We start from the raw sequence: 24,773 nt of genomic DNA, 5'->3' as shown, positions 1-24,773 counted from the left end.
TGTGCTTTGTTGCATGACTTCTATGTCATTCCTGCGAAAGCAGGAATGACATAGAATACCATACTGACTTACCCTTTAAACTTCTTAGTAACTTCAACTATTCTTTTACCACATAAATTAGCAGTTTTTAGATCACCTTGGGTAGGAGTAATATCAGGGGAGGATTTGTGGTTAGATTGAGTCATAAGTCCTGACCAGCTACCTAAACGGTTAATTTTATCGGGATCAGGCATCTCATGATCGGCAAAATTGGGAGCAGCTTCAGCTTGTCCGACCCAAATCATACAATGATACAATGCTGCATTGCAAAATGAAATAATTGTTGAATGCTGCATAACTTATCGCCTGAATAAGAAGCAGAATTAGTAAAAGCTGCAGCTATTTTGTTTTTCCATTTCTGCTCAGCCCATTTTGTTGAAGTAAAATCCATAAATGTTTTAAATGGTCCTGCTAAACTCCCCATATAAGTTGGGACTCCAAAAATGATAGCATCTGCATTGTCCAATAAATCCCAATCGATATTGTCAGGTTTACCTTTATTTATTTGTATAATAGAAACATTTGCTCCTGTTTCTTTTACGCTCTTATTTATTTCTTCAGCTACTTTTGCAGTATGACCGTATCCACTATAATATATGATAGCTACTGTAACCATTTTATTCTCCATATTATAAATTAACTATAAACTCGGCTTCGGTTTTAGATCTTATTTCTTCAACGGTAACATCGTCGGCTTTTCTAACTAATACCATTTCATCTTTATCAATATCAAAAATTCCAAGATCGGTAATTATTCTATTAACTACTTTTTTGCCTGTTAACGGAAAGCTGCACTCTTTTAATAATTTAGCTCCGCCGTCCTTTGCGTTATGTTCCATTATTACTACTACTCTTTTGGTGTTAGCGACCAAATCCATAGCTCCTCCCATACCCTTAACCATTTTGCCTGGGATAGTCCAGTTGGCAAGATCGCCTTTTTGTGAGACTTGCATAGCCCCTAAAATGGTTAAATCAATATGCGAACCTCTGATCATGCCGAATGAAAAGCTACTGTCGAAATAGCTACTTTCAGGTAATGCAGTGATAGTTTGCTTACCGGCGTTAATTAAATCAGGATCTTCTTCGCCTTTATACGGAAACGGTCCCATACCAAGCATACCGTTCTCGCTTTGAAATATTACATTCATTCCTTTAGGAATATAGTTTGCAACATGAGTAGGCATACCTATACCAAGATTGACATATAACCCGTCTTTAAGTTCCTCTGCGGTTATTCGGTAAATTTCTTCTTTGCTCCAAGCCATAGTTTATTGTTCTCTTATGGTTAACTGCTCAATACGTTTCTCATATTTTTCACCTACTATTAATCGCTGTATGAAAATATTAGGTGTGTGAATATTATTAGGGTCAAGCTCTCCTACCTCAACTATTTCCTCTACTTCGCAAACCGTGACTTTAGCGGCACCTGCCATTACTGCATTAAAATTTCTTGCTGTTTTATTATAAATTACATTGCCGCTTTTATCGGCTTTAAAGCCTTTAATAATAGCAAGGTCAGCTTGAAGTGCCGTTTCCATTATATATTTCTCGCCGTTAAATTCCTTTGTTTCTTTACCTTCCTCTACAATTGTACCTATACCGGTTTTAGTATAAAAAGCCGGAATTCCCATGCAAGCTGCTCTAATTCGCTCAGCTAAAGTTCCTTGCGGGTTTAGCTCAAGTTCTAAGATTTTATCAAGATATTGTTGTTCAAAAATCTTATTTTCTCCGACATACGAAGAAATCATTTTTTTTATTTGTTTAGTTTGAAGAAGTAGTCCGAGTCCGAAATTGTCAACACCGCAATTATTGCTAATAATTGTTAAATTTTGAACATTGCTTTTAAGAAGTGCATTTATTAAATTGTCAGGAGTACCGCATAAACCAAAACCACCGGACATTATAGTCATGCCGTCATAGAGCAGTCCTTCAAGAGCAGCTTCAGCCGAAGGATAGATTTTATTCATAAATTTTAAATTATCTAATATCTATTATTTAAGAAATTAGGGGGATTTTCAAAAGAAGTCAAGGACATACACAAGTTTAGTATATTAAAAAAATACTTTACAAATTTTAAGTACTATATATTATGGCTACTTGTGATTAACAAAAATTAATGATTCTATGAAATTAAATCAATTAAATTTAACCATTGCTGCTTGTCTTTTATATTCATCATCAGTATTAGCAACTGCATCAAATATTGATGATGATATAACAATGCACGAAAATTCTAAAAAAGGTTATAGCTATGTAGTTACTTATGATACAGATATGTCCTCAAGAGCAAGTAGTGATGTTGCTATGTCATTGATTGAAGGTTACCGTCAATTGGATGATGCTATATTTGCCGATTCAGATAATATAGCTATGAATATCTTAAGTTATATTACAAGATTTACTGCTACATCTTGGATTATGGTAGGTAATCATGAAATAGGAGGTCATGGCGGGCGAGCAAGAGAATTTGACTTAAAAGTAATAAAATATAAGGTAGATCCTTTTGAGGGTACAACACATTTTAAAGATAAAGATTTTAATTCTTTGCAAGTTCATAAACAAATTGCTATAGATACAGGGGGGATTCAAGCAAGCTATTTGCTATCTGAAAATATTAAAAATAGATATATGGTAAGTAACAAAATTAATCCTACTTATGGCATAGGTTATTTATGGACAAGACTAGATCAAGCGGGATATATTTTTAGTACTAAATTTAATGATAAAGATAAAAGCGGCAATGATATAAATGCATATGTAAAAGTGATTAACTCCATATACGGTAAAAATTATATTACTAAAAATAAAATTCGTTCATATGCTTATTTAGATTTATTTGATCCGTTTTTATTCTATTCAGGATATTCATTTATAATGAATACTAACCTTAATAATATTCCAATGTTTGAGTTGGGAGAAGTAAAATATTTACCGGCTACTAGAGCGATACTTGCTCCATATGGTTTAGAGCGTGGTTTAGTTAACCATTTTGTTGTTGATAACAAATATATTCAAGTTAATATTAATTACGGCAAAAATCAGAAATTTAAGTCTTACGGTGTTGGAATTAAAGCAAATAAATTAATCGAATTCGATTTTATCGGTTTAGGTTTAGAAGCGGCATTTTGGAATCAGCCTAAAATGTTAACCGCTACTCCTTTAAAGGAGAGTTGTAAACAAGGTGGACGTGGGGCAGTTAATTTTGAGCTTAGCTTAAATGAAACATTTAAAATAGTTGGCTCAGGCGGTTATAAAACAGCCGGATTTATAGAAGGTATGCCTTTAAAATCTTCAGCTATTCTTAGAGCAGGGTTAAAATTAGATTTATAATTTTAGTCTATTGCTTTTAATAATATATAGTCATATATATAAGATAATGATATATGACTATATATGTTAACTATTCTAGAAAAATTCCTATTCTCTTCTGTAAAAACGTTCATCAATATACGTGAAGATACCGTATCTGCTCTTAAAAGGCTTGGTATTAATAATATTCGTGATTTATTATTTTATCTACCTGTTTCATATCAAAATAAAACATTATCGCCTAATTTAACCGAAGTTAGAGACGGTGAAATAATCCAAACGGAAATTGTAATTGAGAGCATTAGTTTACCAACAAAAAGTAATCAGCCTTTTAAAATTACGGCTAGCAATAATACCGGTTCTTTGTTATTAGTATTTTTTCATAGACCACCTCCATTTATTTTTAATAAGTTAAAGGTTGGTACTTCTCATATTATCAGCGGTAAAGTACAATTTTTTGATCATCATTTACAGATTTCGCATCCTGAATTTATTGTGAATCCTAAACTCGCAAAAGAAATAGAGCCTATTTATTCTTTAACATATCTACTTAGTAATAAACAGCTATATTCATATATCATAAAAGCAATAGATATATTTGAAGGGCAATGCAAGGGGCTAGAAGATAAAGAGGTAAAGGATTATTTAGATGTTATATTGCAGAATTTGAAGGTGTTGCATTCTTTATGTCATTCCCGCGAAAGCGGGAATCCAGAAAAAATGGATCCCGCGGTCAAGCCGCGGGATGACACGAGAGTGTGTTTAAATAATGCCAAAAAACACCTAGCAGCTAAAGAACTAATCGCCAATCAAATATCTCTTTTTAATGTACGTACGCAAATAAGTAGAAGACAAGGTAATATTTTCCCTAAAGCTGCAGGTACTCAAGTAAATATATTAAATGAGCTAGGATTTGAATTAACACCGTACCAAAAGCAAGTTATAGAAGAAATAGAACTTGATCAAAGCGATAAAGTAGAAATGATGAGATTGTTGCAAGGCGATGTCGGTTCAGGTAAAACTTTAGTAGCTCTGCTTACTATGGTAAATGTGGCAGCCGCTGGATTTCAAGCAACACTTATGGCTCCAACCGATTTGCTTGCCAATCAGCATTACGAGTTTTTTGTTAAAGCTTTAAAAAATACTAATATAAGAGTCGGATTACTTACAGGTAAGATACTAGGGCTAGCACGTAAAAATATTATGATTCAGCTTGAAAACGGTGAAATTGAAATATTGGTTGGTACTCATGCTTTATTTCAAGAAAAAGTAAGTTTTAAAAAACTAGGTTATATAGTTATCGATGAGCAGCATAGATTTGGAGTGCAGCAGCGTTTGAATCTAATAAATAAAGGGGTAAATCCCGATGTTTTAGTTATGACCGCAACGCCGATTCCAAGAAGTTTAGCACTTACCATGTTTGGAGATATGACTATTTCTAAACTTCAAGGAAAACCGAAAAATCGCCTGCCTATTGCAACGAATATTATGTCGACTAATAAAATAGAACATATTATAGAAGCGATAAATAAGAAGCTTATTGTAGGCGAGAGGATATATTGGATATGTCCATTGATAGAGAGGGGAGAGAAAGAGGAGCAAGAAGAGGATAGTTTATTAATGGATGTGATGAATCGTTTTAACTCTATCGAAAATATCTATCAAGGTTATACCGGTATTATTCACGGTAAGATGAAGAACGAGCAGAAAGATATAATAATGAAGCAATTTAAGGAAGGTGAAATTAAGATATTGGTTGCAACAACTGTCATTGAAGTCGGAATAGACGTACCGGAAGCAACTTTGATCATTATTGAAAATGCTGAGCAATTTGGCCTTGCTCAACTTCATCAGCTTAGAGGTAGAGTAGGGCGAGGTAATTTACAGTCATATTGTATATTGTTATATAATCCTAAGCGACTCGGAAAAGTTGCACGAGGCAGGTTTGAGATAATGAAACAAACTAATGATGGGTTTTATATCGCTGAACAGGATTTAAAACTGCGAGGTAGCGGTGAGATTTTAGGAGTAAAACAAAGCGGCGAAATCGAATTTTTCTTCGCCGATTTAGCAGAGCATTATGACTTGCTTCTTAAAGCTAATAAATTTGCGGAAATAGGCTCAAAAGATAATGCGGATTTTGTTGACTTTCAGATAGAACTCTTTGCTAAATCGCAAGTAAGCGAGTTGGTTTAGTTTAAATATGTCATTCCCGTTTGTTATTGGTGTTGTTGCATGGATACCAAATCGTCATTGCGAGCGACTAAAAGGAGCGTGGCAATCCATAAAAAATAATAAAAAAATTCTGATTTACAAAATTTTTTACTGGATTGCTTCGTCAATTGCCATGCAATTTCCTTGCAATGACGGAAAAACTGATCCATGCAACAATGCCTCCGCGGGAATGACATAAAATGAAAATCTAGAATACTATAAGATAAAGCTAATCCTGTGTGATTTCAGCAAGTCTAGTAAACAGAGCTTCAATCATATCCCAGCTTTTTTTTGAATAGCGAGTAAAGAAGAATCATTAATATTTATTTGTTTTAATAAATCTATACCGATTTGTTCATGTTCCGGATCAAGATGCATATGTGTTTTGAAATGTTTTTCTGCTTTATGATTAAAAAATATTGAGCCTAGTTTTTCATAAAATATAGTAGCACAAGACTCTATTACTAAATGGACAAGGACGGTCCGCTCACTATCTCCAAGAGTCATCATTTTTAGCGTAAACCAAGAACCTAAGGCCTCACAAATAGAGCCTGGGGCTTTTCTTCATCATTTTCTAGATTTTGTGATAATGCTACATTATGTCCAAATTCATCGGTGAGATGCTCCCATGCAAGTTGTTTAAATTCTTTTGTTTCCGAAAATACTACTCTTGCTAATACCATTTTCTGAAATGCGTCTGACCAAATCCGAAAATGTTTAAGAAATTTATTTTTTTGCAGGGTACTATCTAACTTAATTTCAAAGAGTTTGTTTTGTCTAAATTGCTCTTTATATTGTTCATTATCTGAAATTAGACGATCTATCAAATCCATATAAGTAATATCAATATTATCTAAATATATTAATCTAGAACCACTGTCACTAATTATTAACGGTTACTTACCAATTTTTAAAACTATATGTGTATTTATATATGAATATAAATTGTAAGATCATAATTTGTATGCAGTAAATATATAAAACATTTCGACTTATCCATTTTAAATTTATAGCTATTTTTTGTGAATAATCGCTTATGATCATTAATATATAGGTAACTGTTAAGAAAGTGAGGTTTAAAATTAAATCAGTATTTGAAAAATTAAAATTACTAAAGGGAATTGCAAGAGTAAAAAGAGTCGAATGCACGAAAGAAGTAAAAATTGCTATAAAACAACAAAGTTTTAAATTTGCCTGTTCATGTTTTGCAATAAATCCAAGGATCATTATAGCAATTACAAGAGTACCGTAGTCAACCAAAGGCCAACTAATATAAAATAATATCGCCATTATAATTACATGACAATAACCGCTATAGAAAAAGCGAATTAAAGACTTACGAAAATAGTAAATATAACATTGTCCTAAATAGATCGGTATTAGAATATTTGTAGTAATAAACTGTTTAAACAACACAGTAGTATATATTTGTAGCAAAACGCCGGCTATTATTATTTTAGTTTTTGGTTTATCATGAAAATTATAACCGGCAAAAAAGCAAAACACCGGCATTACAGTACGACCGATAACCCGCATAATCGTTAATTCAGGATATAGATATAAACCCATATGATCAATGATCATGGCTATAATAGCTAAGGTTTTTAGCAAATCCTGATAATTTGATTGGTGCTTATTTCTTGTTATTATCATAATTAACCACTTTTAATAAATATGCCGTGCCGAAAAATGCTCCCATTCCAACTGCAATTGTACTGCCTAGCATGCAGACTTTAATCAGTAAATATTCCGAATAAAAATATTCTAAACAATAATGTTTTATTAAAGCAATTATAACGGACATTATTATGCAGCATAATAAAATTTTACCGCAAAAAAGTTTTATATCGGCTTCTATATGTAGCTTATTTTGTTTTGTAGTATAGCTATATAATAAACCTAGATTATACCAAGCTGCGATAGATGTGCCGACGGCAATACCGATATGTTTCAAAGAATCCATTAGTAGCAAATTCATACCGGTATTAATTATTATTGAAAATAAGGTTATTTTGAGCGGTGTTTTAGTATCTCCGTTAGCATAAAAAATAGGGGTTAAAATTTTTGCCAAAATAAAAGCAGGAAGTCCAAGGGCAAATGCAGAAATAGCCTCGGCGGTATTTGTAGTATCTTGGTTCGTGAAAACTCCTCTTTCATATATTATGTTAATGATAGGATGAGATAGAATTATAATACCGAATGTAGCAGGCAATGATAATAATAATCCCATTCTAATAGCATTATTCTGTATTTTTTTTGCAGATACTAGATCATCATTTGATTTATAGATTTTTGACAGCTCAGGTAGCAATATAGTAGAGAAGCTAGTACCTATTATTGATAAAGGAAATTGATAAATCCGGTCGGCATAAGATAATATTGAAATAGTACCTTCAATAAAGCTAGCAATAGATTGCGATATAAAAAGGTTCAATTGTTGAACGCCGGAGCTAATGGTCGCCGGTCCCATATTAATTAGAAGCTTTTTTACATCGGGGTCGCTTGGGTTAAAAATTATCGGAAAGTTTAAATCCGCTCTTTTCACACAGATAAACATAAAAGAAACTTGTAATATTCCGGCAATTATTAAAGATAGACTGATTGAAATGGTAGATTCCATGTAATCATCTAACATTAAAGTACAGATTATTACGCATACGCTTAAAATAACCGGTGAGAAAGCAAACGCGGCAAATTTCTTTACGGAATTTAATATTCCGCCCAGTAAAGCCGTTAATGAAACAAATATTAAATAAGGTATAGTAATTCGGCATAAAAATACCGTAAGCTCAAACTTTTCCTTTTTACCGTGAAAACCAGGGGCAATAAACAGCATTAATTGCGGCATGAAAATTTGCATTAATGCTATTATGATTATTAATGTCAGAAGTAGAAGAGTAAAGACCTCGCCTGAAAAATTATTAGCAGCTCTTTTAGAGATCAGCATTTTTTCATTGTAAATAGGAATGAATACGCTTGATAATGCTCCTTCTGCAAAAATTCTTCTAAATAGATTCGGTAGTTTAAAAGCAACATTAATGCTATCGCCCATAGGCGTAGAGCCAAATAATGATGCGATAAATTGCTCACGCACGAGGCCAAATATGCGCGAAATTAATGTGAAAAAAGCTACTACGACCCCTGAACGAAATAATGTCACTGTTTATTTTTTTGTCCTATCTTTTAAAGCGATTGATGTCATTCCCCGGGTGGGGCGTTGTTGCATGGATACCAAATCGTCATTGCGAGCGACTGTAAGGAGCGTGGCAATCCAGAGAAAGTAATAGAAAAATGCTATAAATTAGCATTTTTTACTGGATTGCTTCGTCAATTACTTCGTAATTGTCCTCGCAATGACGAAAAAATCGATCCACGCAACAATGCCACGCGAGCAACGCCATAAATTCTTACTCCTGACTGGCCCTATCTATACCTTCATTGATTAAAGCGTCTGCTTTTGCTTTATTTTCCCATCCGGTAACTTTAACCCATTTACCTTTTTCTAAATCTTTATAATGCTCAAAGAAATGAACGATACGTTTTCTAAGCATTTCACATAGATTATCTAGCTCTTTAACATGATCGAAAGTAATATCAAGCTTTGAGGTTGGTACTGCGATTATTTTCTCATCAAGTCCTGATTCGTCTTCCATCATTAATACGCCGACGGCTCTACACTTAATAACAGAACCGGGTACTACGGCATGATGAGATACGACTAGTACGTCTACCGGATCACCGTCATTTGCAAGAGTATGAGGAATAAAACCGTAATTACACGGATAACTCATAGTGGTTTGCATAAAGCGATCAACAAAAACCGCTCCTGATTCTTTGTCAAATTCGTATTTGATTGGACCGCTATTCATCGGAATTTCGATAATTACGTTTATTTCGTCATTATTTGCTTTTGCTTTTATTTTATCTATAAACATGTTTTTTATTTGGTTGGTTGGAATTTTTTATATAGCTTTGATGTCATTTCTACATCTGTTTTATATCATTCCCGTGAGGCATTGTTACATAGATCAGTTTTTCCAGTGTCATCCCGCGACTTGATCGCGGGATCCAAAAAAACAACTTAAAGTACTATCATAATTTTAGTATTTTAAACTGGACCCCGTGGCTTGACCACGGGGTGACGGCCTGATTCATCGGCCAGGCCACGGGTATGACAATATAATCACCTCGGAGGTCTGTAATTCTCGTCATGCTTTGCAAGCAATTGTCTTGCCATAAATTTCCCGTCCGATAATTGCCCGATAGCGATAATTCCTTGTCCTTCACGAAATAGGGCAGGGAGTACACCTTGGTATAATATCTCTAAATCCTTAATATTATCGGTAATAATAAAACTTATCTTATCAGCGGCAATTTTATTTATTGAGCTTGTTTTAACAAGTCCGCCGACTCTTAACTCTTTGCCTTGTCCTATTTCATTAATTTTTGACGGCGGCAAAAAAAATACTATATTATTCTCTAAATTATAAAGTATTATACCAATTCCTAAAAATGCTGAGCAGAAACAAATAATTATTGTTATTAATCTATTTCTTACTCTCTTTTGCATCAAATTTTTCTTGTTTTTTCAGTGACTTGTAATTTAAAAAACTTGCGATTAGCAATATTGCTAAGACCAAAAAGGTAAATAAATATGCTACCGATATATAATTATTCATTTCTTAAAAATTCCATAATTTCCTTAGGTGAAGAATCTAAATAGAAATGTTTCAGATATTTTCCGTTCGCATCCATTAAATAGGTAAAAGATGAATGATCAAGCATATAGTTCGGGTCATCATCGTCATTATTTACACGAGCATAGAAAACCTTGAATTTATCAGTTACATCTTTTATCTGCTGCTCGTTACCGGTAAGACCTATAAATTTCGGATGAAAATGTTTTAGATATTTTTTAAGTACTATAGGAGTATCACGTTTTGGATCAATAGTGATAAAAACAGGTAGAATATCTATTTTATGTTTATTTAAAATTTCTACAATCTCCGTCATTTTATTTAGAGAGGTCGGACATATATCGGGACAACTAGTAAATCCAAAGTAAATGAGACTTAAGTTGCCTTTTAACTCATCACTATTAAATATCTCCCCATTTTGGTCTATTAGCTCAAAATCACCGCCGATTTTTACGTTATCTTCATAGATATTAACTTGACCGGCAAGCGGTTTTTCAGGCGTTCTTAAAGATAGCAATAAATATAATGCTCCCACTCCTATTAATAAGCTGATTATTATAATTATTTTTATAACATTTGACTGCATTTTCATAATTTTTTACACCAGACCTAACTTTTTAGGTTTAAAATATTTTACCCAAATATCTATTAATAATTTAGTAATGATAATCGCTGAAAACATTGAGGATATGATCCCGATCGTTAATGCAACGGCAAAACCTTTTATTGCCCCTACTCCAAATATATAAAGTAAAAAAGCAACGATTAAAGTAGTGAGGTTAGAATCAAGAATAGTAGCAAACGCAGATTCAAAACCGGTTCTAATAGCATAAAGATTAGAAACTCCTTTATGTAGTTCCTCCTTAATTCTTTCGTAAATCAATACATTAGCATCAACAGCCATACCCATAGTTAGTATTATTCCTGCAATTCCGGGCAGAGTTAAAGTAGCTTGGAAAAGTGAAAGTAAAGCTAGAATATATAATAGTGCAAGGCTTAAGGCTATATTGGCAAATAAACCAAGTACACCGTAAGACCAAATCATAAATATACACACTGCTATAAACCCTATAAGTCCTGCTTTTTTGCCCGACTCTATAGAATCAGTTCCCAAATTTGGACCTATACTTCTTTCTTCAATAATGTTAAGCGGGGCAGGGAGAGAACCGGCTCGCAATAATAGTGCAAGCTCATTTGCCGACTCAACGGTAAAATTTCCTGTTATTATACCGCTTCCGCCCATAATTGCTCCATTTATCGTTGGGGCACTTAGTAATTTATTGTCTAAAACTATAGCAAGGCGTTTACCGGTATTATTTTTAGTTATTTCACCGAATATTTTACTACCTAAATTGTTAAAAGAAAAAGCAACTACTGCTTGCGAATTTTGATCAAAAGAAGCGGAAGCCGTGGTCAGTTGATCCCCGCCTAAAACAACTTTTTTCTTTATAACTACATAATACTCCCCATGACTTTCGCTATCTCCCTTAACTAGCATTGAACCTACCGGCACGTGTCCTTTTACTGCTTCTTCTATATTGGCATTTTCATCAACTAAATGAAAAGTTAGCTTAGCGGTTTTGCCTAATATGTTTTTTAGGTAAGAAGGATTTTCTTCACCGGGAACTTGCAGTAATATATGCTTATCGCCTTGTTTTTGTAGTGTCGGCTCTTTAGTACCGGTACTATCAACTCTCATGCGAACGATCTCAATAGATTGGTCTACTACCTTGTTAAGTAAGTCATTTAATCTAGATTCGCTGTAGCTAAGCTTTATTTTATTTTCATTAACTGCGACTATAATTTCAGAATCGATTTTGTTAATTCTTTTCTTTAACTGCTTTAATTCTTCCGATGTTCTTAATTCTAATTGAATGCTATTTTGTTTAACTAACAGATTTTTATAGCCGATTTTATCCTCACGAAAATTTTTGCGTAAAGTGTCGGCAAGATTTTCCATTGAATCATTTAAGTAGGTGTCAAAATCAACATCGAGTAATAAATGGGCCCCCCCTCTAAGATCAAGCCCTAGATTTACTGAATCATGAGGCAGAAACTTAGAGTTTATCTGCATGAAATTAGGTAAGGCACAAATAACCGCAAAAACCGTACATATAATTGAAAGAAAAATTTTCCACTTAGGAAGATTTTGCACCACTTACCTTCTTATCTTTTTTATTGTTTTCTTTTTTAACCGGAACTTCCTTAGAGCGGCTGGTTATAGCGATAATAGCACTTTTTAAAACTTTAATATGTACATCCTTAGCAATTTCAATCTCAATATTAGGATCATTTGCACTAACTTTAGACACAATACCGTAAATGCCGCTATTTGTTAGAACTTCTTCACCTTTTTTAACTTCGCTTACTAATTTCTCTCTTTCTTTACGACGTTTTTCTTGTGGGCGTAATAGTAAGAAATAAAAGACGGCAAAAATTAAAACCATCGGTATTAAGCTTGTTAACCCCGATTGTAGAAAATTTGTTTCTACAGGCACTACCTCTGTTTCCTGTATTTCTATAGTGTCGTTATCATTTGCCTGATTATCTTGCGTACTTGCTGACATATGTAATTTCCTAATTGTTGCAATAAAATAAAAATAGCTACCCAAAGCTTTTAATGCAAGGGTAAAATAAAAATATAAAGTTAATCAAAGGTAATACATTGTATTTAAATGTATTTTATGCTAATATAAACTACTGAAAAATGATAAATGACTATTTTTATGACAGTTATAACTACTAGAATTTCTAATGAACTAGATATTATACATTTCTAATGTTGCTAAGGCAATCGATAGACCAGAAGGATATATTATACGTAAAGCAATAGAAAGTTATATAGAAGAAAAAGCAGATTTATTAATTGCTTTGTCTCGTATAGAAAAAGGAGAAGAAGTAATTTCATTAGAAGATATTAAGAAAAAACATGGTTTGGAAGATTGAATTTACCATAAAATCCATAGCTTAATTGATCTTGTCGCATAGCTCCAAAATTATGATAAACTTACCGATGTTATTCCTGCGGAAGCAGGAATCCAGAAAAAATAACCTTAATATTGGTACAAAATACATATTTGGTAAAATAAGCATATAAAAAAACAAGTTTTTTTTATATGCTTTACTGGATTCCCGCTTTCGCGGGAATGACTTTTTTAGTATGAAAGGTAATTGGAGCGGGTGAAGGGATTCGAACCCTCGACTTCGACCTTGGCAAGGTAGCGCTCTACCCCTGAGCTACACCCGCTTAAATAAAATAACGGCGTTTTAATATAAAAAGTTTAAGGGGATCAAAATTAATTACATTAAAACGCCTTAGTGCTTTTTAATCTAAGCGAATCTGAATATAAGTAATTATAAGACAAATTGCAAGTATTAAATTAGCAATTTATTGGCATTGCTAAATAAAGATAGATACCGTCATTGCGAGCATTTGCTCGGAGCGTGGCAATCCAAAAAATGTAATAAAAAATGCTATGAATTAGAATTTTTATTCTTCCTTGCTTTGTCAAAATTTTCAATTTTTCTTCGCAATGACGATATCAACCCTTTCGAGGCAATGACCTAAGATCTAATTTTTTTAAATTGACTTTTACTTTTATATAAAACAGTATAGTTCTTTATTAATTTTAACTAATTTATAAAGAAAATATGTTAAGTTACTCAAAAAAGAGCAAAGAAGTTTAGCCCGTAATCAAAAAGAAGCTATAGGGTTACTATCGATAGGTACATTTCTTGAATATTTTGATCTCATGCTCTATGTACATATGGCGGTACTTCTTAACGAGCTATTTTTTCCTGAAGCCGATGCACGTGCTGCTTCTCTATATTCTGCCATTGCATATTGTTCCACATATGTATTTAGACCTATCGGTGCTTTAATATTCGGTTGGATAGGAGATACTATAGGTCGTAAGGCAACGGTCATTATTACAACTTTTTTAATGTCGCTTTGTTGTCTTATAATGGCTAATTTAAAAACTTATGCCGAAATTGGTATTACGGCAACTTTTGTAGTAACTGCGTGTCGGATCGCTCAGGGGATGTCTTCTATGGGGGAGGTAGTAGGTGCCGAGCTTTATCTAACCGAAATGACAAAAATTCTTCAACGTTATTGGGTGGTGGCTTCGCTTGTTGTTTTTGTAACTTTAGGTGCAACCGTAGCATTGGCAGTAGGAACTGTTACTTCTTTTGGATTTGATTGGCGTATTGCATTTTGGTTTGGAGCAGCTATTGCTATAGTTGGTGCTGTTGCAAGGACAAATCTTAGAGAAACTCCGGATTTCATTGATGCAAAAAGACGAATAAAGAAGACTGTAGCACAAGCGGGGATAGATAGTAATCGGCTAAAATCAAGCCCTATTTGGAGTGAAAGAATTAATAAAACAACAGCAATAGCTTTCTTTTTTATACACTGTGGAGCACCGTTATGGTTTTATATTGTTTATATTTATTGCGGTAATATGCTAAAAAACTCATTTGATTATAGTGCTGCTCAAGTAATTCATCGAAATTTTATTGTTTGTGGTACAGAATTAATAAGTACAATAATTGTTACTTATTTGGTTTGTAAAATACAGTCTTTAAAAGTCCTTAAAGTAAGATTAATAATATTTTCTATTGTAGCTATTACGTTCCCTATCTTACTAAATAATATCTCAACTACTATCGAATTACTTTTATTCCAACTATTTATTGTAGTATTTGCACCTACTACTTTTCCAGCAGGTGCAGTGTTTTATGCAAGATTTCCGGTATTAAAACGTTTTACATGCGGCAGTTTTATATTTGCTTTATCAAGAGCTTTAATGTTTGCAGTTTCTTCTTTTGGAACAATTTACTTGATAGATTATTTTAATCACTGGGGATTATTATTCTTTATTATTCCAATTCTAATTGGTTATACATTTGGAGTAAATCATTTTATAAAGTTAGAGGAGGAAGCAGAAAGTTATTATTAGAAAAAGTTTTTTGTCTTTCAAGTTCAATATTAAAGACTTTTAGGCATAATTCAGCAAACTCTTGTTCTAGTTTACAGTTTATATTAGCAGCAACCAAAAGAAAATTTATTAAAGTCTCTTCAATAATTTTTCTAGCCTTTTCAGGTGATTTAACTCCCAAAGTTTGCACATTATGAATTCTATCAAAGAATTTTATAAGAGCGGTATCATATCTTTTTTGTTTAACTAATAAATTAAGGCTTTCGCTGCTACTTATCTTTCCGTAAGGTTCAATTCTAGTTAGACCTTCTACGTGTTTTGCTCCTTCCGGTCCAAAAATTTCGGTAATTGCCTCTTCGGTTAATTCAGTATCTTCAATAGTATCGTGAAGTAAAGCGGCTTGCAGCATAGTAGCGTTATAAAGCTGAGGGGCTTCTTCAGCTACAAATTCAGCAAGCATAATTGCTACCTCAATCGGGTGCGAATAATAAGGATCGCCTGATTGACGCATTTGAGAACCATGATATTTACGGGCATAGTAGATACCTTTTTTGATTTCAAGGATATCTATAGGATTTTCTACTTTAGTATTTAAATATTCGAGTTTATTCAGTAGTTTTTTACTATAAACACAAATTTCAAACTTTTTTTTCCAAGAGCTTAAATCTTCCATAAAAGTTATTTCTTATCTTATTACAATTTGTGGGCTATAATTAAAATGAAAATTTAAAATTGCAATGATAAATAGTTTTTAAATTTAAATTATATTAATAACCTTTGGTTGTCTTGTATTTAGGCAACTAAGATTAAACGATAAATAAGAAAACATCATATATAAGTACGTAAATTAAAGATTATTGTTGTATAATTTTGTATATTAGACTTCTTGCAAACGACCGCTAATAAAGAGTAATTCTTCCGGAAACACTTCACCTTGAACCGCAGCGTAGTAAACCTACGTGAGGATGAGGTATTAGGATTGACGTACAAATACCTTTAGAAGCAAGTTATCCAAGAAGTCTATTTTATCCTAAAGTCAAAATGTAACTATGTCAAACCGTAATAGTTTAGAAGTACAAGAGTATGCACAAGCTACCTCCTTAAATAATATTAACCTAACTGCGTCACAGGGTGAGTTAATACTTACTGTTGCGAATTTATTGTTCAAAGAGTCGAATATTAATAATAATAATCAGAATATACAGAGAGATAATAACATATCTTATGAGAATAATATTACCGACTTTGCAAATCAGGATACAAGTTGTGGTATATGTAAATGTCTTGGAGTTATAGCTACTGCTTGCTGTAATATGTACGTATTTTTATTTGAATAAACACCAAATTTTACACTAAAAAAATATGAGCAAGGCTTAAGAAAGTTAGGAAACCTAAAGCATCGGTTATGGTTGTTAGAAATACACCGGAGCCTGCAGCGGGGTCTATATCAAAATAATGCAGTATTATAGGAATAGCAGAGCCGAATAATCCGGCTACTAAGAAATTTACAATAACTGCAATAGCAAAAATTACACTAAGATTTAAGTCAAGTAACATTACAAAGCTAAGTCCTGCTCCGATAATTGCAAGTACAAAACCATTAAAAGCTGATACGGCTATTTCTTTTAATATAACTTTATTGACGTTATTATAATGAATATCCTTATTAGCAAGGGCTCTAACCGTAACGGTCATGGCTTGTGTTCCGGCATTACCGCCCATCGAGGCTACGATAGGCATAGTGGCTGCAAGCGTTACAAGTTTTGCAATAGTGTCGTTAAAATGGTTAATGATAAGTGAGGTCATGCAGGCAGTGATTAGATTAACAAAGAGCCAAGGAAAACGATGTTTAACGGTATAAAATACATTGAAGAAAGTATCTTGAGTATGCACCCCGCTTAATGATAATATATCTTTTCCGGCTTGTTCTTCGATAATATAAATTATATTATCGATTGATACGCTACCTACTAACTTACCGCTTTTATTTACTACCGGTACAATAGTTAAAGCATATTGTCTAAAAATAAAGCTTAATTCATTTAAGTCGGTAAAAGCATCTGCAAGCTTAAAATCTTTGCTCATCAAATCTTTTATTAATTCATTTTTTTTGCCTTTAATTAGCGTGCTGAGAGAAATAATACCGATAGGACGTAATTTATTATCAGTGACGATAGCAGCATAAAAGTCGTTTTTTACGTTCTTGATAAAATGTAATGATTCCTCTACCGTCCAGTTTTCTTGAAGATTAATAAAATCTCGCTCAATTACTCTACCTACCGTATTTTCGGGGTATGTACAACCTACGGTAATTTGGTGTTTTTTTTCTTTAGTAAGGTTACTTAGGATAAGATCTTTTATATCATCGTCTAGATCAATTACTACTTCAATAGCGTCTTCTATAACTAGCTTATTGATTAATTCTGCAGATTTTTTTATGCCTAAAGTTTCTATTATTAGAGGCTTACTATAAGCGTTTAACGATACTAACGTTTCAGGCTTAATTTTATCCTGTAATAAAGGAATAATTATTTTATATGTTTTATTGTTAAGATTATCTAAGAAACCCGCTAAATCGGCATAATGAAGCTCGGCCAGCCTGCTTGCCGCAGCATCATAATTATGATCTTCGAGCAAATCATTAATTTGATCGAAAATCTCGGCAAATTGATCGTGATGATCAGGTAAGATGCTTTTAAATATATTGAAATTAGGCATAACCTATTTACCTAATAGTTTATTATAGACTTAGTTAATTATAATTATTTAAAACTGATTTAGCTAGGTTTGACGCAAGGTGGTGTACAATTTGCTAATCAATATAAATCACAGAGTACAAATAAGCAATAGTTTTTTATTCAGCAAAAGATCCATATCGGAAATATTGACAAGTCTAATATATTAATCATATCTTTATTAGTATACTTTTATTAATATATTAGGGGGCAATTTATGAATAATAAGGAAGAATTATTGATTGCTACAATTGAGGATGAGAATCTAGAAGAGGTTCAAAAGTTATTGCAAGCAGGGGTTGATCCTAATATATTAGATGAAGATGGTAATCCTTGTATTTACTCTGCTATAAGAAATAAAAATTTAGATATAGTTACAGCATTATTAGACTATGGGGCTGAGCCGAATGCATTGGACGCAGAGGGATATCCTATAGTTGTATGGGCTTGTAGGACAGACATTTGGTAATAAAAGAAAGTTAGAAGTAAAAATAAAATCTGAAGTGCCAAAACAGAAAAATTTTAGAGCAATGATCTCAGAACAAAGAAAAGAGACAACTACAGAAAGAAGTCGCTAATTTGACCTTGTAAAAAACCGGCGAATGGTGCGGTCGAGAAGACTTGAACTTCCAATCTTTTTACAGAACAGCACCCTCAATGCTGCGCGTCTACCAATTTCGCCACGACCGCTTAAGTTTTACTCTATAGCAGATTATGAGTATAATATCAATAGAGTTGTTGTACTGTCATCCCGCGACTTGATCGCGGGATCCAGAAAAAAATAAAATAAAGACTGGACTCCGTCGTGGTCAAGCCACGGGGCGACATTAAGGATTACTGGATTCCCGCCTCCGCGGGAATGACATTAGTATTATGACGTAATCACGATAAACTCAACACAAAACTAGGCATAATCGATTGTTTGATAGCAGCTTTCGTTAAACTATCCAGTTTTTCATCAATATTATCAAAATTAATATGATATTCCCTAGAATTTCCTGTTAACACTAGGGCAGAGTCTATACCGAGGCGATTTGCTGCAAGCATATCAGTGTAAAAAGTGTCCCCAATCATTAAAATACGATTCTTAGGGGTATTATGACATTCTTTAAAAATTTTGCTATATATTTCTTCGTACGGCTTACCGCTATAAATTACTTTTCCACCAAGTTGTTTTATTTTTTCAGCATAATAGCCGCTACAATATCTATAAACACCGTGTTGATTTATTCCAAGATCGGGATTAGCACAGATATTGACCATTTTACGTTCTACAACAATTTTAAATAATTCATCGAACTCGTTTAAGTCTAAATTTTCGTTTTCGTCCCTGTAAATAGTCATTAAGAAAATATTAGCTTTTTGAATATCATCGGTGATAGGACATTGAATTACGTTTATTATATCATTTTCTAAATGTCCTAAATGATATATTACAGGTTTTTTTATACCGAACCGCTCTTTACTTTCTAGGATCATTTGCACTGCTATTTCACCTGAGCTAATGATCATTTCCGGTTCTGCATTTAATCCCCAAGATTTAATTGTTTGATGCATTGAAAAAATATTGCGTGGAGCATTAGTGACAAAATATACTTTTTTTCGTTCAATAATTTTATTAATATGTTGTACAACATTTGGGTAGGTATGTCCCCCTTCGATTATTACACCCCAAAGATCAAATAAAAACACGTCATAATCATCAATTACGTCGAAAATATTTTTTAACTTTAATATATTCATTTTATCTCGCTAATTTTAAATCAAGAAACTTTACTATTTTAATAAGTTACGTTATAGTAATTTTTATTGTTTCTAGCAACAAATAATAGAGCCAAATATAAAAAGATTATGTCGGAAATTGAAGAAAAATTTAACGAATCATCATACGGTGCTGATTCTATAAAGGTTTTAAAAGGTCTTGAAGCCGTAAGAAAAAGGCCCGGAATGTATATCGGGGACGTTGGCGATGGATCGGGTCTACATCATATGATTTATGAAGTAGTCGACAACGCTATCGACGAGTCGCTCGCCGGTTATTGTGATTTAGTCCGGGTAATATTAAATAAAAACGGTTCAGTAACCGTGTCCGATAACGGGCGAGGTATACCAGTCGAAATTCATGAAGAGGAAGGAATATCGGCAGCTGAAGTTATTATGACACAGCTTCATGCCGGCGGTAAGTTTGATCAGAACTCCTATAAAGTTTCAGGCGGTCTACACGGTGTCGGTGTATCGGTGGTAAATGCTCTTTCTGAGTGGCTTGAGCTGCGTATATGGCGTAATAATAAGGAGTATTTAATTAGATTTAATAACGGTATAACGGAAGCTCCGCTTGCGGTTGTCAAAGAAAATATTGATAAAAAAGGTACTGAAGTTACTTTTTTCCCGTCTGCAGAAACATTTACTAATATAGAATTTGATTTCGGCACTATAGAGCATCGTCTTCGTGAGCTTGCTTTTTTAAATTCAGGAGTAAAAATTTTATTAGTAGATAATCGCTTTGAAGAAGCTAAGGAAGCAGAGTTTTATTATACAGGCGGTATAGAAGCTTATGTGAAATATATAGATAGAGCGAAGCACGCTATCCACCCATGTATAATAGTCAATGTAGATAATGCTGAGTCCGGTATAAGCCTTGAGCTTGCAATGCACTGGAATGATTCTTATCACGAAAATATTTTATGCTTTACTAATAATATTAGGCAGTGTGACGGCGGAACCCACCTTAGTGCTTTTAAATCAGCGATAACACGTGTTATTACTTCTTATCTTGATACTACGGGTCTTAATAAAAAAGCTAAAAATGACTTTAGTGGTGAAGATACTAGGGAAGGGTTATGTTGTGTGCTTTCTGTTAAAGTTCCCGATCCTAAATTTTCCTCTCAGACAAAAGACAAACTAGTTAGTTCTGAGGTAAGACCTGTTGTTGAGAATGCCGTTTATACAAAGGTTCTTGAGTGGTTTGAAGAGCATCCGGCGGAAACAAAGGCAATTATAGCTAAGATTATGGAAGCGGCGAATGCTCGTGAAGCTGCTAGAAAAGCAAGGGAGTTAACTAGAAGAAAATCAGCTTTAGAAGTCTCGAACTTACCCGGTAAACTTGCAGATTGCCATGCCAAAGATCCTGCAATTTCAGAATTGTTTATAGTAGAGGGTGATTCGGCGGGTGGTACTGCAAAGCAGGGTAGGGACAGTAAGATTCAGGCTATATTACCTCTGCGTGGTAAAATTTTAAATGTTGAGCGAGCAAGGTTTGACAAAATGCTTGGTTCTGATCAAATCGGTACGTTAATTACGGCTCTTGGAACCAGTGTTGATAACCGAGAATTTTCTCTTGAAAAGCTTAGATACCATAAAGTTATTATTATGACCGATGCCGATGTTGACGGCTCACATATTAGAACTTTATTGCTCACGTTTTTCTATCGTCATATGCTGGAGCTAATAAATAAAGGTTATCTATATATAGCCCAGCCCCCGCTTTATAAGGTAAAAAAAGGAGCAGCCGAGCTTTATTTAAAGAATGAGCAAGCTTTGCAAGATTATTTGATAAAATCAACTATCAATGATGCAACCTTAATTCTAGACGGTAAAGAGCAGTTAGTAGGTGATAATTTAGAAGAGCTAATTAGTAAAGTAGTTAAGTTTAACGGGTTGCTTGATCATGCTAGCAAAAAATTTAATCGCTCAATTACCGAAATTCTTGCGATTAATGACTTACTTAATAACCAAATATTTGAGGCTGAAAGTGATTTAAGGCTTAAAAAAGCTTTAGATGTTTTAAATAGCCTAGAAGAGTCGCCTGATAAAACTAATTGGGAAGTTTTAAAACATGAAAATAAAATAGCGTTTTTCCGTTGTAGCAGAGGTTTAAAAGAAAGTAAAATATTGTTGAAAGAGCAGTTGGAATCATTTGAGTTTGTACAAATATCAAAGCTTGCTTTAACGATTTTTGATATATTTAGTAAGCAATTAAAGCTTATAGTAAAAAGTCAGGAATTCGATATTTTAACGCCGCGTCAGTTGTTAAATACCATTATAGAATGCGGGAAAAAAGGTATAAATATTCAGCGTTTTAAAGGTCTCGGTGAGATGAATTCCGATCAGCTATGGGAAACTACTCTTGACCCCGCAAAAAGAACTTTGCTTCAGGTAAGAGTCGCAGAAGTCGATGAAGCAGAGGGCATTTTCTCTACTTTAATGGGTGATGTTGTTGAACCTCGCAGATTATTTATCCAAGCGAATGCTTTGAATGTCGTGAATTTAGATGTGTAGCCTTCGATGTTATGCTTGCGATAAGCTTGCTCGTGTGGATCAGTTATTCCATTGTCATCCCGCGACTTGATCGCGGGATCCAGTCTTTTTAATTTTTTTCTGGATACCGTGGTCAAGCCACGGTATGACACTGAGCGTGTTTTCCGATCCACGCAACAATACTTCTAGTTAAGAATGACCTAAACATTTTTATAAAAATTTATGCAGAAATTAATTATTCACGGCGGTAAACCTCTCAGAGGTAGTATTAATATTAGCGGTGCTAAAAATGCCGTGCTACCTATTATGGCGGCGTCTATTCTTACCGATAAACTGCACATTACTAATGTCCCAAAATTAACGGATGTTAGTACTATGAAAGATTTGCTAAGAAGTCACGGAGCAGATATTGAAATAATAGAACACCAAGATGAATTTGAGCTTATAATTAATACCGGAAATATAAATAACTTTACCGCAGATTATGAAATAGTTCGTAAAATGAGAGCATCGATTTGGGTGCTTGGTCCTTTGCTTACCAAATACGGTAAAGCAAAAGTATCGCTTCCGGGCGGGTGTGCTATCGGGGCAAGGCAAGTAGATCTGCATATTGCAGTATTAAAAGCTATGGGGGCTACGATTGAAATAGAAGGCGGTTATATTAACGCTTCAAGTAAAGGACGTTTAAAAGGTACACATTTTGTTTTTGATAAAGTTTCCGTCGGTGCTACGATTAATGCAATACTTGCAGCTGTGTTAGCAGAAGGTGAAACACTGCTTTTTAATTGCGGCCGAGAGCCGGAAATAGTTGATTTATGTAATTGCCTTATTAAAATGGGAGCTGATATTACAGGTGTCGGCACTAGCGAAATAACAATTAAAGGTAAAGATTCTTTAAATAAAGCGAGCTATAAAGTACTTTCTGATCGTATTGAAGCCGGTACTTATATGTTTGCGGCAGCTATTACTAAAGGTGATGTGAAAATTTGTGGAATTGATTATCATATTATAGAAAATATAGCTTTAAAACTCATTGAAACAGGTATAAAAGTTGTGCCTATCAATAATGGTGTGCAGGTAATTTATGAAGGAAAGTTAAATTCAGTTGATTTAGAAACCAATCCATATCCTGGGTTTGCTACAGATTTACAAGCACAATTTATGAGTCTTATGACGCTTAGCAGCGGTGTTTCAATGATCACCGAGAATATTTTTGAAAACCGTTTTATGCATGTTCCTGAATTATGTAGAATGGGATCAGATATAGTAGTACGAGGTAATAAGGCTATCGTGCGAGGTGTAGAAATGTTAAAAGGAGCGGAAGTTATGGCAAGTGACCTTAGAGCTTCGGTATCACTAATTTTAGCAGGTCTTAGTACTAATAGCAAAACCGTATTACACCGAATATACCACTTAGATCGTGGATTCCAAGATTTAGAAAAAAAATTAAGTAATTGCGGTGCGGATATAAAAAGGGTATAATATACTCGATGAACTTCAAAAATTGGCGTTGTCATTCTACAAGAGCTACGGGTACTCACGTATTAAGTATACGCTCCGTTCCTCGCCTTGTGAACTTCTAGCTCTTTTTGAAGTTGATCTTCGTATACTCATTCCCTATTTATTCGTAGTATACTATTTTTAACGGAGAAGAATTATGGCAAGAATTACGGCAGAAGATTGTAATAAAATTATACCCGATAGGTTTCGGCTTGTTGTCCTAGCAACAAGATATGCTAAATTATTAAATTATAAAGTAGAAACTAGTCAAAGCAAAAAAGAAAAGTGTGATAAGCCTCCTGTTATCGCATTACGTAGAATTGCTGCCGGAAAAGTATCGGTAGCTCAGTTAGAACAAGACTTAATAAACAGTCTGCGTACAAGAACTATGATAGAGCCGCTTGTTAATCAAGATGAATCGGAAGATGTAGAAGAAAAATTTGAGTATTTACCTGAAGTTTATATCGGGGAAGATTATTCTGATTTAGATGCTCAAATCTTTATTGATGAGAATGGCGAAGATTATGAAACAGATAAGTAAATGCTTGTCGGTATCGGTACTGATATAGTACAAATTCCTAGAATCGAAAAAATATTACATTTATATCCGGAACTTTTTGTTAAAAAAATTCTAACTTCAAAGGAATTAAAACAGTTTGCTTTATTGGATAAAACAAACCGTGCTGCGTTTTTAGCAAAGCGTTTTGCTGCTAAAGAAGCTGTTAGTAAAGCCTTTGGAGTCGGTATAGGTCAAGGTATAAATTTTAAAGATATTACTATACTAAATGATGATTTAGGTAAGCCTATAGCAGAAGTTAGTTCAAACTATACAAAAAAATACTCTTCTTTTAATATTCACCTTTCTCTTTCTGATGATTATCCTGTATGTGTAGCATTTGCCGTGGTTGAGGGTGGTTATAATGTCATTCCAGCGTAGGCGGGTATTGTTGTGTGAATCAGAAAACGCGTTTGGTGTCATACCTTGGCTTGACCACGGTATCCAAAAAACAATTTAAGGTACTAATGATTTTAGTATTTTTAACTGGATCCCGCGATCAAGTTAGCTAGGATTTACTATATTC

23 protein-coding genes, 2 tRNA genes and 3 pseudogenes are annotated in these 24,773 nt (G+C 33.7%); 10 read left to right on the top strand and 18 right to left on the bottom strand.

The genetic code is table 11. From position 1 onward, the window contains the following. Window positions 1-68: 68 nt before the first annotated feature. From ACIAS7_RS07120 to ACIAS7_RS07105, 4 genes are read right to left on the bottom strand one after another with little or no spacing between them, the layout of a single operon-like run. Complete coding sequence (locus tag ACIAS7_RS07120; RefSeq protein WP_473198794.1) at window positions 69-284, bottom strand: transcriptional regulator; 216 nt, start codon at window positions 282-284, stop codon at window positions 69-71. Beyond that, window positions 281-667, bottom strand: a complete 387-nt coding sequence (locus ACIAS7_RS07115; RefSeq protein WP_473198793.1) for a flavodoxin family protein — start codon at window positions 665-667, stop codon at window positions 281-283. Before ACIAS7_RS07115 ends, ACIAS7_RS07120 begins: the two co-directional genes overlap by 4 nt. A gap of 1 nt (window position 668) precedes the next feature. Beyond that, on the bottom strand, window positions 669-1,304 hold the full coding sequence (locus ACIAS7_RS07110; RefSeq protein ID WP_473198792.1) for a 3-oxoacid CoA-transferase subunit B: 636 nt from the start codon (window positions 1,302-1,304) through the stop codon (window positions 669-671). A gap of 3 nt (window positions 1,305-1,307) precedes the next feature. Next, window positions 1,308-2,006, bottom strand: a complete 699-nt coding sequence (locus ACIAS7_RS07105; protein ID WP_473198791.1) for a CoA transferase subunit A — start codon at window positions 2,004-2,006, stop codon at window positions 1,308-1,310. A 157-nt stretch (window positions 2,007-2,163) separates the two neighbouring features. Between ACIAS7_RS07105 and ACIAS7_RS07100 the strand changes: the two genes are divergently transcribed. Together ACIAS7_RS07100 and ACIAS7_RS07095 are read left to right on the top strand one after the other, a co-directional pair. Beyond that, on the top strand, window positions 2,164-3,369 hold the full coding sequence (locus ACIAS7_RS07100) for a hypothetical protein (protein ID WP_473198790.1): 1,206 nt from the start codon (window positions 2,164-2,166) through the stop codon (window positions 3,367-3,369). A 63-nt stretch (window positions 3,370-3,432) separates the two neighbouring features. After that, window positions 3,433-5,544 (top strand): ATP-dependent DNA helicase RecG, encoded by a 2,112-nt coding sequence (locus tag ACIAS7_RS07095; protein WP_473198789.1) that lies wholly within the window; start codon window positions 3,433-3,435, stop codon window positions 5,542-5,544. Window positions 5,545-5,791: 247 nt separating this feature from the next. On the opposite strand, the pseudogene ACIAS7_RS07090 reads toward ACIAS7_RS07095, so the two are convergent. From ACIAS7_RS07090 to yajC, 9 genes and pseudogenes are all read right to left on the bottom strand, one after another. Further along, window positions 5,792-6,395 (bottom strand): annotated as a pseudogene (locus tag ACIAS7_RS07090) (hypothetical protein). Between the two features lie 67 nt (window positions 6,396-6,462). Further along, complete coding sequence (locus ACIAS7_RS07085) at window positions 6,463-7,215, bottom strand: TraX family protein (protein ID WP_473198788.1); 753 nt, start codon at window positions 7,213-7,215, stop codon at window positions 6,463-6,465. After that, on the bottom strand, window positions 7,196-8,722 hold the full coding sequence (murJ, locus tag ACIAS7_RS07080; protein WP_473198787.1) for a murein biosynthesis integral membrane protein MurJ: 1,527 nt from the start codon (window positions 8,720-8,722) through the stop codon (window positions 7,196-7,198). Before murJ ends, ACIAS7_RS07085 begins: the two co-directional genes overlap by 20 nt. Before the next feature lie 247 nt (window positions 8,723-8,969). Then, a complete protein-coding gene (gene ppa, locus ACIAS7_RS07075) occupies window positions 8,970-9,497 on the bottom strand; it encodes an inorganic diphosphatase (protein WP_473198786.1) in 528 nt (175 codons plus the stop codon). 248 nt (window positions 9,498-9,745) lie between these two features. Next, the gene (gene ccmE / locus ACIAS7_RS07070) at window positions 9,746-10,132 is read right to left on the bottom strand and encodes a cytochrome c maturation protein CcmE (RefSeq protein ID WP_473198785.1); all 387 of its coding nucleotides are present in this window, start codon (window positions 10,130-10,132) and stop codon (window positions 9,746-9,748) included. Next, window positions 10,110-10,241, bottom strand: a complete 132-nt coding sequence (gene ccmD, locus ACIAS7_RS07065) for a heme exporter protein CcmD (RefSeq protein WP_473198784.1) — start codon at window positions 10,239-10,241, stop codon at window positions 10,110-10,112. Before ccmD ends, ccmE begins: the two co-directional genes overlap by 23 nt. Next, complete coding sequence (locus tag ACIAS7_RS07060) at window positions 10,234-10,851, bottom strand: SCO family protein (protein WP_473198783.1); 618 nt, start codon at window positions 10,849-10,851, stop codon at window positions 10,234-10,236. Before ACIAS7_RS07060 ends, ccmD begins: the two co-directional genes overlap by 8 nt. 6 nt (window positions 10,852-10,857) lie before the next feature. Continuing rightward, window positions 10,858-12,414, bottom strand: coding sequence for a protein translocase subunit SecD (gene secD, locus ACIAS7_RS07055; RefSeq protein ID WP_473198782.1), 1,557 nt, complete (start codon window positions 12,412-12,414; stop codon window positions 10,858-10,860). Continuing rightward, complete coding sequence (gene yajC, locus ACIAS7_RS07050) at window positions 12,398-12,826, bottom strand: preprotein translocase subunit YajC (protein ID WP_473198781.1); 429 nt, start codon at window positions 12,824-12,826, stop codon at window positions 12,398-12,400. Before yajC ends, secD begins: the two co-directional genes overlap by 17 nt. 147 nt (window positions 12,827-12,973) lie before the next feature. Here yajC and ACIAS7_RS07045 point away from each other — a divergent pair. Then, window positions 12,974-13,205: pseudogene (locus ACIAS7_RS07045) on the top strand (DUF6290 family protein). A 226-nt stretch (window positions 13,206-13,431) separates the two neighbouring features. Here the strand turns inward: ACIAS7_RS07045 and ACIAS7_RS07040 are convergent. Beyond that, window positions 13,432-13,506, bottom strand: a tRNA-Gly gene (locus tag ACIAS7_RS07040). Window positions 13,507-14,026: 520 nt separating this feature from the next. On the opposite strand from ACIAS7_RS07040, the gene ACIAS7_RS07035 reads away from it, so the two are divergent. Continuing rightward, complete coding sequence (locus ACIAS7_RS07035; protein ID WP_473198780.1) at window positions 14,027-15,220, top strand: MFS transporter; 1,194 nt, start codon at window positions 14,027-14,029, stop codon at window positions 15,218-15,220. Here the strand turns inward: ACIAS7_RS07035 and ACIAS7_RS07030 are convergent. After that, a complete protein-coding gene (locus tag ACIAS7_RS07030; RefSeq protein WP_473198779.1) occupies window positions 15,183-15,872 on the bottom strand; it encodes an HD domain-containing protein in 690 nt (229 codons plus the stop codon). The two genes, ACIAS7_RS07035 and ACIAS7_RS07030, sit on opposite strands and share 38 nt — an antisense overlap. A 376-nt stretch (window positions 15,873-16,248) precedes the next feature. Here ACIAS7_RS07030 and ACIAS7_RS07025 point away from each other — a divergent pair, with 376 nt between their 5' ends. Beyond that, window positions 16,249-16,536, top strand: coding sequence for a hypothetical protein (locus ACIAS7_RS07025; protein ID WP_473198778.1), 288 nt, complete (start codon window positions 16,249-16,251; stop codon window positions 16,534-16,536). Between the two features lie 10 nt (window positions 16,537-16,546). Here ACIAS7_RS07025 and mgtE read toward each other — a convergent pair whose 3' ends face one another. Continuing rightward, on the bottom strand, window positions 16,547-17,917 hold the full coding sequence (gene mgtE / locus ACIAS7_RS07020) for a magnesium transporter (RefSeq protein WP_473198777.1): 1,371 nt from the start codon (window positions 17,915-17,917) through the stop codon (window positions 16,547-16,549). A 234-nt stretch (window positions 17,918-18,151) separates the two neighbouring features. Between mgtE and ACIAS7_RS07015 the strand changes: the two are divergent. After that, window positions 18,152-18,391 (top strand): annotated as a pseudogene (locus ACIAS7_RS07015) (ankyrin repeat domain-containing protein); the annotation flags it as partial. Between the two features lie 146 nt (window positions 18,392-18,537). Here the strand turns inward: ACIAS7_RS07015 and ACIAS7_RS07010 are convergent. Together ACIAS7_RS07010 and ACIAS7_RS07005 are read right to left on the bottom strand one after the other, a co-directional pair. Beyond that, window positions 18,538-18,624 (bottom strand) — tRNA-Leu (locus ACIAS7_RS07010). Between the two features lie 192 nt (window positions 18,625-18,816). Next, complete coding sequence (locus tag ACIAS7_RS07005; protein ID WP_473198776.1) at window positions 18,817-19,677, bottom strand: TIGR01459 family HAD-type hydrolase; 861 nt, start codon at window positions 19,675-19,677, stop codon at window positions 18,817-18,819. Between the two features lie 108 nt (window positions 19,678-19,785). Here ACIAS7_RS07005 and gyrB point away from each other — a divergent pair, with 108 nt between their 5' ends. The 4 genes from gyrB (at window position 19,786) to acpS (ending at window position 24,628) form a co-directional block, all read left to right on the top strand. Beyond that, window positions 19,786-22,212 (top strand): DNA topoisomerase (ATP-hydrolyzing) subunit B, encoded by a 2,427-nt coding sequence (gene gyrB, locus ACIAS7_RS07000; RefSeq protein ID WP_473198775.1) that lies wholly within the window; start codon window positions 19,786-19,788, stop codon window positions 22,210-22,212. A 201-nt stretch (window positions 22,213-22,413) separates the two neighbouring features. Further along, window positions 22,414-23,673 (top strand): UDP-N-acetylglucosamine 1-carboxyvinyltransferase, encoded by a 1,260-nt coding sequence (gene murA / locus ACIAS7_RS06995; protein WP_473198774.1) that lies wholly within the window; start codon window positions 22,414-22,416, stop codon window positions 23,671-23,673. 175 nt (window positions 23,674-23,848) lie between these two features. Beyond that, a complete protein-coding gene (gene rpoZ, locus ACIAS7_RS06990; RefSeq protein WP_473198773.1) occupies window positions 23,849-24,232 on the top strand; it encodes a DNA-directed RNA polymerase subunit omega in 384 nt (127 codons plus the stop codon). After that, window positions 24,233-24,628 (top strand): holo-ACP synthase, encoded by a 396-nt coding sequence (gene acpS, locus ACIAS7_RS06985; protein WP_473198772.1) that lies wholly within the window; start codon window positions 24,233-24,235, stop codon window positions 24,626-24,628. The last annotated feature ends 145 nt before the right edge of the window (window positions 24,629-24,773 follow it).

This window comes from Rickettsia sp. 109562A South Dakota (genome assembly GCF_055791265.1).
The sequence above is the reverse complement of the archived record's forward strand: the minus strand, read 5'-3'. Positions and strand labels throughout refer to the sequence as shown.